General features: G+C 57.5%; 11 protein-coding genes, 1 tRNA gene and 1 pseudogene. 7 read left to right on the forward strand and 6 right to left on the reverse strand.

What is annotated here, in order from left to right:
- Nucleotides 1-21: 21 nt before the first annotated feature.
- Nucleotides 22-984: an L-malyl-CoA/beta-methylmalyl-CoA lyase gene (locus ACR0M9_RS17175; RefSeq protein WP_480774193.1), complete on the forward strand. Its 963-nt coding sequence runs from the start codon at nt 22-24 to the stop codon at nt 982-984.
- Nucleotides 985-1,034: 50 nt separating this feature from the next.
- On the opposite strand, the gene ACR0M9_RS17180 is transcribed toward ACR0M9_RS17175, so the two are convergent.
- Nucleotides 1,035-1,613: a PA14 domain-containing protein gene (locus ACR0M9_RS17180; protein ID WP_480774194.1), complete on the reverse strand. Its 579-nt coding sequence runs from the start codon at nt 1,611-1,613 to the stop codon at nt 1,035-1,037.
- Between the two features lie 119 nt (nt 1,614-1,732).
- Entirely contained in the window at nt 1,733-2,185 is a 453-nt protein-coding gene (locus ACR0M9_RS17185) for an Lrp/AsnC family transcriptional regulator (protein ID WP_480774195.1), read from the reverse strand.
- A gap of 73 nt (nt 2,186-2,258) precedes the next feature.
- Between ACR0M9_RS17185 and ACR0M9_RS17190 the strand changes: the two genes are divergently transcribed.
- Both ACR0M9_RS17190 and ACR0M9_RS17195 read left to right on the forward strand, forming a co-directional pair.
- Nucleotides 2,259-2,855 (forward strand): LysE family translocator, encoded by a 597-nt coding sequence (locus ACR0M9_RS17190; RefSeq protein WP_267366163.1) that lies wholly within the window; start codon nt 2,259-2,261, stop codon nt 2,853-2,855.
- A 185-nt stretch (nt 2,856-3,040) separates the two neighbouring features.
- Entirely contained in the window at nt 3,041-4,003 is a 963-nt protein-coding gene (locus ACR0M9_RS17195; protein WP_267366162.1) for an acetyl-CoA carboxylase carboxyltransferase subunit alpha, read from the forward strand.
- A gap of 3 nt (nt 4,004-4,006) precedes the next feature.
- Here ACR0M9_RS17195 and ACR0M9_RS17200 read toward each other — a convergent pair whose 3' ends face one another.
- The 3 genes from ACR0M9_RS17200 to ACR0M9_RS17210 form a co-directional block, all read right to left on the reverse strand.
- Nucleotides 4,007-5,137, reverse strand: a complete 1,131-nt coding sequence (locus ACR0M9_RS17200; protein WP_480774196.1) for a lytic murein transglycosylase — start codon at nt 5,135-5,137, stop codon at nt 4,007-4,009.
- 113 nt (nt 5,138-5,250) lie between these two features.
- Complete coding sequence (locus ACR0M9_RS17205) at nt 5,251-5,898, reverse strand: GntR family transcriptional regulator (RefSeq protein ID WP_480473964.1); 648 nt, start codon at nt 5,896-5,898, stop codon at nt 5,251-5,253.
- 30 nt (nt 5,899-5,928) lie between these two features.
- Nucleotides 5,929-6,624, reverse strand: coding sequence for a M48 family metallopeptidase (locus ACR0M9_RS17210; protein ID WP_480774197.1), 696 nt, complete (start codon nt 6,622-6,624; stop codon nt 5,929-5,931).
- 100 nt (nt 6,625-6,724) lie between these two features.
- On the opposite strand from ACR0M9_RS17210, the gene ACR0M9_RS17215 reads away from it, so the two are divergent.
- The 4 genes from ACR0M9_RS17215 to ACR0M9_RS17230 all read left to right on the forward strand — a co-directional run bounded on the left by ACR0M9_RS17215 (nt 6,725) and on the right by ACR0M9_RS17230 (nt 9,182).
- On the forward strand, nt 6,725-7,051 hold the full coding sequence (locus ACR0M9_RS17215) for a TIGR02300 family protein (protein ID WP_267366159.1): 327 nt from the start codon (nt 6,725-6,727) through the stop codon (nt 7,049-7,051).
- Nucleotides 7,052-7,194: 143 nt separating this feature from the next.
- Nucleotides 7,195-7,270, forward strand: a tRNA-Ala gene (locus tag ACR0M9_RS17220).
- Between the two features lie 394 nt (nt 7,271-7,664).
- Nucleotides 7,665-8,681: a hypothetical protein gene (locus ACR0M9_RS17225; RefSeq protein ID WP_480774198.1), complete on the forward strand. Its 1,017-nt coding sequence runs from the start codon at nt 7,665-7,667 to the stop codon at nt 8,679-8,681.
- A gap of 261 nt (nt 8,682-8,942) precedes the next feature.
- The gene (locus ACR0M9_RS17230; RefSeq protein WP_480774199.1) at nt 8,943-9,182 is read left to right on the forward strand and encodes a DNA cytosine methyltransferase; all 240 of its coding nucleotides are present in this window, start codon (nt 8,943-8,945) and stop codon (nt 9,180-9,182) included.
- Nucleotides 9,183-9,185: 3 nt separating this feature from the next.
- Here the strand turns inward: ACR0M9_RS17230 and ACR0M9_RS17235 are convergent.
- Nucleotides 9,186-9,434, reverse strand: a pseudogene (locus tag ACR0M9_RS17235) (integrase core domain-containing protein); the annotation flags it as partial.
- Nucleotides 9,435-9,527 lie beyond the last annotated feature (93 nt).

Genomic DNA, 9,527 nt, shown 5'->3' on the forward strand with positions numbered 1-9,527 from the left:
CATTACTCAGACGAGGTCCAGATGAGCTTTCGCATCCAACCTGCCGCACCGGCGCGCCCCAATCGCTGTCAGCTGTTTGGCCCGGGGTCGAACACCAAACTGTTCCCGAAGATGGCAGCATCCGCCGCAGATGTGATCAACCTCGATCTTGAAGACTCGGTTGCACCTTCGGACAAGGATGCGGCCCGCGCCAATGTCATCGAAGCACTGAACACCGTGGATTGGGGCAACAAATACATGTCCGTTCGCATCAACGGATTGGACACCCCGTACTGGTATCGCGACGTTGTCGATGTACTGGAACAGGCGGGCGACCGTCTGGATCAGATCATGATCCCCAAAGTCGGCTGCGCGGCGGATGTCTATGCGGTAGACGCACTGGTTACCGCCATCGAACGCGCCAAAGGTCGTGCCAAACCGATCAGCTTCGAAGTTATCATCGAATCCGCGGCTGGCATCGCCCATGTCGAAGAAATCGCGGCCTCCTCGCCTCGTTTGCAGGCTATGAGCCTTGGCGCGGCTGATTTTGCCGCTTCGATGGGGATGCAAACCACCGGCATCGGTGGCACGCAGGAAAACTATTACATGCTGCACGAGGGTGCGAAACACTGGTCCGATCCATGGCACTGGGCGCAGGCCGCCATCGTTGCCGCGTGCCGCACCCATGGCGTGCTGCCAGTCGACGGGCCCTTCGGTGATTTCAGCGATGACGAGGGGTACATTGCGCAGGCCAAACGCTCGGCCACGCTGGGCATGGTCGGTAAATGGGCGATCCACCCCAAGCAGATCGCGCTGGCCAATCAGGTGTTCACCCCATCAGAAGAAGCCGTGTCAGAGGCCCGAGAGATTCTCGCCGCGATGGAACAGGCCAAAGCCAATGGCGAAGGTGCGACAGTTTACAAAGGACGTCTGGTCGACATCGCGTCGATCAAGCAGGCCGAGGTGATCGTGGCACAGGCCGAACTGATCGCGGCCAACGGCTGAGAAACAAAAAAGGCGCCTGACCCGGCGCCTTTTTCAGGTGTTTTCTGGCGTCACCGCCCAAAGACAGCATTCGGCGTCCAGGTGAACCTTTCGCCTTTTTTACCCGACTTCATCATCAGACAGGATGTTCCAAGCTTCTGGAAATAGATGATCTTGAGCGGGTACCACCCGGCCTTGGGCACTTCGACTTCGGTCCGCTGGTTGGCCTCGCAGCCCTGAATACCCGTGACATAGCCGATATTCTGGCCTCCGACGAATGCTTCTATCCCGTCATTCGACCAGGTTTCCAACTCGTAAACCCCAGGCGAGTCGAACCGCATATATCCCGTAATCTCGGCGGCAACATTGTAAGCTCCGTCGAATGTCATGACATTGTCACCCTGATTGGTGTCCCTGTAATCCAATCCCTGCAACGGTTGCCCAGGCTGTGCTTTGGACAGCATGCTTTTTGCCTGACTCAGATCGCGGATCTTCTTGTGTTGATTACCTGTACCAACATATTTCACATTCAGCCCCGCCTTCGGAGAAGGCTGCGGGTTGGCAGGTTGCAGTTTCAGCGGGGCAGACAAGGCGGCCCCGGCAACCACTGACAAGGCAACTGCGGCCGCCACTGTTCGAACGCGTTTCATCGTAATCTCCCTGTTTGCGTGCCGTTATGGCTGTGCATATCCACTGGCAACGTCATTTCCACGACATTAGGCCGTGAGTTTTCGCCCTGCAAGTGAGTGTGCCTTCACAATTCAAGACGTCACGCCCGTAAATTCTTGGGCGAACCCATAACCACATAGGATGTGATCGAGGTGACATGCGGCAGCGTTCCCAACACCTCGGTATGGAAGGTCTTGTAAGACGGCAGGTCTGCACATTCGACCCGCAGCAAGTATTCGATTGTTCCCGTGATGTTGTGGCACTCAACAACTTCCGGCGCTTGTTGGAGCGCGCGTTCAAACCCCTCCTGCGCGGCCTTCGTATGCTCGCCCAGCCCTACACCGATGTAGGCGACAAAGCCGATACCCATCGCCGCCGGGTCCAGAACTGCGCGATACCCCGTGATCACCCCGGTCTTTTCAAGCTCTTGCACGCGGCGCAGACAAGCAGAAGGGGAAAGGCCCACACGCTCGGCCAGATCCAGATTGCTGATCCGTCCGTCGCGAGATAGCTCTTGCAATATCTGGCGGTTTATCCGGTCATTCTTCATCATTGATTGCACAATTACAGGAAACACGCACAAAAAAGCAATTTCATTTGCCGCAGCGCGGACAATACTTCGCTCCATGACTTATGACATCCTGATGGCCCTGATCGCCTTTGCCTTCGTAACCTCGATCACACCGGGGCCGAACAACCTGATGCTGATGGCTTCGGGGGCGAATTTCGGCTTCCGACGCTCGATCCCGCATATGTTGGGCATTGGGCTTGGCTTTACCTTCATGGTGCTGCTTGTCGGGGCCGGTCTGGTGCAGGTCTTTGACCGGTATCCCGTCAGCTATACGGTGTTGAAAGTCCTGTCGGTGATCTATCTGCTCTATCTGGCCTGGAAGATCGCGCATGCCGCGCCGGCAAACAGCGCCGAAGCCACCGGCGTGCCCATGACATTTCTGCAAGCCGCAGCGTTTCAATGGGTAAACCCAAAAGCCTGGGCCATGGCCCTGACCGCCACCACGGCCTATACACCAGATCGGACGATGTATGCGATTGCCATCGTTGCGTTTGTCTTCGGAGCCGTCAACTTACCGTCCGTCAGCACATGGACCGTTCTGGGACAGCAGATGGCCCGGATGCTGACGAACCCGCGCCGATTGGTCGTATTCAACTGGACAATGGCTGTGCTGCTTGTGGTTTCGCTCTATCCCGTGCTTTGGCCGGGGTGAGTTTCCTCAATGGTCGATTTCAGTGATTGTTTTGCTGGGCATGTCGGGAATGTGCTGGCAAGCAAACGAATCTCTTAATCTGATCAACGGCTTTTGACATGAAAGATGCCGCTTCCGTGTCATCTAGTTGCATCTGAGGCCAGCCAGCGGCATATAGCTAGGAAAATTCACGCAGATGAGGCGTCATGACCCAGTATCTGGATTTCGAAAAACCGCTGGCCGAGATCGAAGGCAAAGCTGAAGAGCTGCGCGCGCTGGCCCGTGCCAACGAAGAAATGGATGTGGCCGAAGAAGCCGCCGCGCTGGATGCCAAAGCCTCCAAGCTGCTGGATGAACTCTATCGCGACCTGACACCCTGGCGGAAGTGCCAGGTGGCGCGTCACCCGGAACGCCCGCATTGCAAGGATTACGTGGACGCATTGTTCACCGAGTTCACACCGCTGGCTGGTGACCGGAACTTTGCCGACGATCTGGCCGTTATCGGTGGTCTTGCGCGCTTTAACGATCAGCCGGTGATGGTGATCGGCCACGAAAAGGGCAGCGATACCAAGTCGCGGATCGAACGCAATTTCGGGATGGCCCGCCCCGAGGGCTATCGCAAGGCCGTGCGCCTGATGGAGATGGCGGGGCGTTTTGGCCTGCCTGTCATTACCCTGATCGACACCGCCGGTGCCTATCCCGGCAAAGGGGCCGAGGAACGCGGTCAATCCGAGGCGATTGCCCGGTCGACCGAGATGTGCCTGAAAATCGGCGTGCCGCTGGTTTCGGTCATCATCGGCGAAGGCGGCTCGGGCGGCGCTGTGGCGTTTGCGACCGCTAACCGTGTGGCGATGCTGGAGCATTCGGTCTATTCGGTGATCTCGCCGGAAGGCTGTGCATCGATCCTGTGGAAAGATGCCGAAAAGATGCGTGAAGCGGCCGAAGCGCTGCGTTTGACCGCTCAGGATTTGCACAAACTGGGTGTGTGTGACCGGATCATCCCGGAACCCAAGGGTGGCGCACATCGCGATCGCCCGTCTACGGTTGAGTCGGTGCGCGCGGCCATCACCGCCATGTTGGCGGAATTGGACGGCAAGGACGGGGCGGCCCTGATAAAAGACCGCCGTCAGAAGTTCCTTGATATCGGGTCTAAAGGGCTGGCGGCGTAACGGTCAGCCACCCAACCTGCGCAACAACGCAACCGAAGGCTCACCTGTCACCGGCAGACCATTGGCGCTTTGATAAGCGCTGATGGCTGTGGTGGTGTTGTTTCCGATCACGCCATCTGCGCCCTGCGTGTCATACCCCGCAGATGTCAGGCGGCGCTGCAATTCCTTGCGGTCGTCCAGTGTCAGCCCACTTGCGTCCGGCCCAAACGAGGCCTGAAACGGCGCCCCGCCCGCGATCCTGTCGGCCAGATGACCGACACCAATCGCGTAGCTGTCCGAGTTGTTGTAGCGTTTGATCACCTGGAAATTGCGAAACACAGCGATGCGGGGGCCGGGTGTTTGCGGCTGCAACACGGCTACCGGAGCACCGGATACACGCCCCGCCTCTCCGCCCCACGGTTGGCCCCGCACCCAACCTGCACGCGCCAGATAAGCCGCCGTCGAGGCCAGCGCATCTGTCGGATCATCTGACCAGATGTCGCGCCGCCCGTCGCCGGTGAAATCCACGGCATAGGCAAGATACGAGGTCGGAATGAACTGCGTGTGCCCCATCGCCCCGGCCCAACTGCCGGTCATGTTGGCAGGCGTGGTATCGCCGTTCTGGAGGATCTTCATCGCCGCGATCAGCTGGCTTTCAAAGAACTGCCCGCGCCGGCCATCATAAGCCAGCGTCGACAACGCCGATACAACGGGCACATCACCGCGGCGCGCGCCATAGCGGCTTTCCAGCCCCCAGACGGCCACGACGATTTCCTTATCAACGCCATATTGCGTCTCGATCCGCGACAGGGTGCCGTTATGTTGCCGCAGCATCTGCTGGCCGGTGCTGATCCGCTCGTCCGACGCCGCGATGGCTAGGTAATCTTCGAGGCTGCGCTTGAATTCGACCTGATTTCGGTCGCGTTCGATTACGTCGGGCAAATACCCAGCCCCCTGAAAGGCGCGGTCAACGGTTGTCCGAGATATTCCCTGCGACACTGCCCTGCCCTTGAAACCGGCAACCCAGGCATCCCACCCGGCATTGGGAACAGCCCGCATCCGGGTTGCAGGCGTGCCGGACGGAGCGGCACCACCCGTGCAGGCGGCCAAAAGCGTTGATCCGAGGCAAATGGAAAAGGTCCGGCGAGTGATCATGGTTTGGGTCTGCTCTTGTTTGTGATTTGCCGCAAGAGTAACCCAGCCGGGTTGCACAGGCCAGAACAGTGACACCTTGGACGGGCGCTTTGACGATGTCGGCAGGAAGCCGCTCAGCTGACCAGCAAACGCAGCCCTTGTGTCACATCCGAGCGCACTGCCAGCCGCAATCCCGGCTCGTCCCCGGCCTTGAGCGCGGCGATGATCAGCTTGTGGTAATGTGGCGGCTCTGCGCGCCTGAGACGTCCGTAAAGCGCCCGCATCGTCGGCCCAAGCTGCAGCCAGACGGTTTCGGCAATGGCCAGCATCGCAGGAGCCTGAGCGCGCAGATACAGGGTTCTGTGAAATTCCAGGTTCGAACGGATATAGCCAACCGCATCCCGTTTGGTCACCATCTCGGCAACTGTCATGTTGATGCTCTGCAACCTATCGATCAGGGCCATGTGTGCCCTGGGCAAGGCCCGGCTTGCCAGTTCGACCTCAAGCAAGGCGCGCAAGGCAGCCAGTTCCTCAATCCGGTCATTCGTCAGCTCCGGGGTCGATACCCGGCCCGATGTAGACAGGAACAATGCCCCTTCTGCGGCCAGGCGGCGCACCGCCTCTCGCGCCGGGGTCATTGAGACGCCGAACTCCTTGCCGATGCCCCGCAGGGTCAGGGCCTGCCCCGGTGCCATCTCACCATGCATGATCCGGGATCGCAGTGCCCGGTACACCCGGTCATGTGTTGCGGTCTGGGTTTCGGAAGGGCGCGCGGTCAACATATGCTCATGTGATCACAAAAAGGCGCCACGTCAACTCGGCTCGGTATCAAATCTGTAGCGATGCAACTCGGCCCCGTTGTCGCGCAACCAGCGGCGGGGCGGCTTATACGGGCCAAATATCTTTTCGACCTGCGCCCAGAAGGCAGGTGAGTGGTTCATCTCGGCAAGATGTGCCACCTCATGCGCCGCAACATAGTGCAACACATCAGGAGGCGCCAGAATAAGGCGCCACGAAAACATCAATCCGCCATGCGAGCTGCACGACCCCCAACGCGACCGCGTGTCACGCAGGCTGAGTGTCGTGTACGAACGCCCCAGCATGCCTGCATAATCATCACAGGCTCCGGTCAACCGGTCCCGCGCCAGTTCCTTCAGGAACCGGCCCAACCTGCGGGCCTCGGCTCCTGTGGGCACGGCAACCTCATCTGCATTCAGCAGAACCCGCCGCCCGGTTGCAGGAACGATTCGGCGCGCTTTCCCTTCGATCGGGATCACTTGCCCAAACTGCACGGTGGTCATATCGGGCCGACCCTGAAGATGCTGCCGGATCCACCCTTCTTTGGTGCGCGCAAAACTCAAGGCCTCAGATTCCGGCACGCCATTCGGGTAAGTCAACGTGACGCGCCCATCCAGCTGGGAGATTCGCAGGCTGATACGCCGCGCCCGAGCCGATTTGCGCAATCTCAGTGGCACCGGCGGTGTCCCTGGCAATGCGTGCTCTCCCATATCGCGACCTCTCTTGCGCAAAGACTTTGACAGTGCCCTCTGCCTGTGGCAGGTGAGCTGAATCATTTAGACGACTCACCTGATATCAAGGGGATTTGACATGCCCAAGGAAGAATGGGGCGTAAAGCGTGTTTGCCCGACAACCGGTAAGCGGTTTTACGACCTGAACAAGGACCCGATCATCAGCCCCTACACTGGCGAGATCGTGGAGCTTGAAACATCCAAAAGCCGTATGATCTCGGCGGATGCAGAAGACGCAGCTTCGGTCAAAGCACGTGAAAACACGGCGGATGACGATCTGGTTCTGGACGATGATGACAACGTCGACGTGGATTTGGATGACGATCTGCTGGACGATGATGATGACGACAATGATGATGTTTCTCTGGACGACATCACCGACATGTCATCAGACGACGACAACTGACCAAGTAAAAGGCGATCCCCAGGGTCGCCTTTTTCACCTGAGGAGCAGCTCGGGTGAAAATTCGCGCCCGATTCAAACTTTGGACTTGCACTCGCTGCCGCTGTCTCCTAAACGTCCGTCCACCGTACCGACGGTACAATGATGGGGCCTTAGCTCAGTTGGGAGAGCGCTTGCATGGCATGCAAGAGGTCAGGGGTTCGACTCCCCTAGGCTCCACCAAAACCTAACAATGATCCGACACCCATAGATCTTCCTTTTTGGCAGCAAGATTTTCCTTTGGTGGAAAATTCTCCATATTTTTTTGTTAATTTGCGAGTTTCTTCGAACTTTTAGGGCAATGCGGCCTATGGGGTTCTGCATGCAGCCGTCACCACGCCATGTCCAATTGGTAGCTGTTTTTTTGCCATAAGCGCATCGTCGCCGTTTTGAATACAAGCATTTGTGCTGGCGTTTTGCCAATCCTCCTGCTTTCCCGACGACTAGGCCTCCAACTTTTACAAGCCCAAGATTCAAAAAACTATGTTCGATTCCTATCTTGCACAGCATTAGATGGTTAAATGACAATCGCTGATCGAGACCGCGATCTTTGAATTCATTGTTCTGAGACGAAAATATGATCCTCTACAAGACAATCGCCTTGCAGTATGGGCGCTATCTCGAAGCCGGCCAGCCCGGCGACGAGTACGATCTCGTGGCTCGTTTGGGTCCAGAAGAGGAAACCCGCGTGCAACGGCGGGGTATCCTCCACGATCTCGCCGCGGCCCGCATATACCTGCTTGACCATCGCGCTGCGAATTACCTGGATAGCCTGCGAATGGATGTCCAGGGTATGCCGTGGGAGGATCGACCGGAAGCCCACATCCAGGACTATGTCCGAGAAGTTGATTTCCCGCAGGACTTGGTTTGGATCGAGTATGACAGCCAACAACTCTGGAAGGACCGCATTGCGCGCGGCCTGACGACCATGAGCGAGGACGAGCTGAGCAACTTTCACCAACGCGGGTTCCTATTCGACAATCGGTCTCCGGACACGCTGTCCGTGCGGCTCTTCACTGCCATAACCGATCGTATCTTCTGGGACCCGCCTGTCACACTGGTTCTGAACAAATCACAAGGCGGCCACCCGGACTTCGACAATGCGAACTGGCAGCTTCAGAATAATGTCATCTTGTCGCGTATGCAGATCAGCTCCGGCGACCAGCAGAGTGAACTTGAGGAACACATAGAAACGCACAAAGGTCATCTAACCTACGAAATGGTGATTGGTTTCATGCTATTTGCCGCGCTCGCGGCACGCGAGGACGATCTTTTATCGCGTGAAGGTCCAAGCCTCTCGACCGCGCAGGCGAAGGCGGCACGAAAATTCGGCAAAACCTGGATGACCGAAACGTTGCGGTCGCACGTCACAATTCAGATTGGGCCGGCTGGCGAGCGGCACCTTACCGAGCGCGAGGCACGGCGACGGTTCGAAGAGGCTCAGGACTCAGGCCGCGCGACGCCGACGGAGCACTGGGTTGCCGAACATGAAAGACGCTATTCGAACGGAAAGGTAGTGCGGGTCCGTGCGCACAAGCGGGGTCGACCTGCTGATCGGGACTTACCGGTGAGAGTCGTCGGGCCAAAAATTTGAGAGCTAATCCGCTCGGCAGCCCTGTTAGAACGACTCGAGGTCTGAGGTGACAAACGAGGGAAGCGTAACAACCACTAGCTGACATTTTGCGCCACTAGGACCTCCCTCTTTTGCGCTAGAAATGCAGACACGCGCTGTTGTATAGCAAGCGACAATCAATTGAAGCATTTGAAACTACACTGGACTCTGGCATCGCCCTTTCCCCTGTTATACCATAGAACCTATCAAGCGTTACCAGGTTTCCGCACAGCATAGGTGTCAATGTTGGATTCTAAGTCGTCTTCATACCCTAGTGTGCTCAGCCTGTTTTCTGGCTGTGGCGGGTTAGATTCGGGGTTTACCTGCGGTGGATTCGAAGTTTTAGCAGCCTTAGATTCAGACGCCAACGCAATAGGTACTTACAATGCGAACCATAACCCCGTCGGGCAAGTATCGATGATCGGACAGCATGATGTCAGCGTCTTCGCACCTGAGCAGCCTCATCTGACTGGTCCAAGTTGATTGTTAGTGGATCATCGGCCTGTGATCCATCGGGATGATGGTTTCAGGTGCCGGCGGGCGATAGCCCAGTGCACTGTGGGGGCGTTTTGTATTGTAGTGTCTCCTCCATTGTTCGATCAGGATTTGTGCTTCGCGCAGGCTGTAGAAGATTTCGCCGTTGAGTAGTTCGTCCCTGAACCGGCCATTGAAGCTTTCGCAGTATCCGTTCTCCCACGGGCTCCCAGGTTCAATGTAAGCCGTCTGGGCGCCAACTGTGGACGTGTCGCGGTTTGCTGCCGCTCCTTTGATAGCATTTATTGCAGCAAAGGAGACGAACTATGGGACTGAAACGGACGGACGAATTTC

Source organism: Ruegeria sp. CH2, assembly GCF_056537065.1.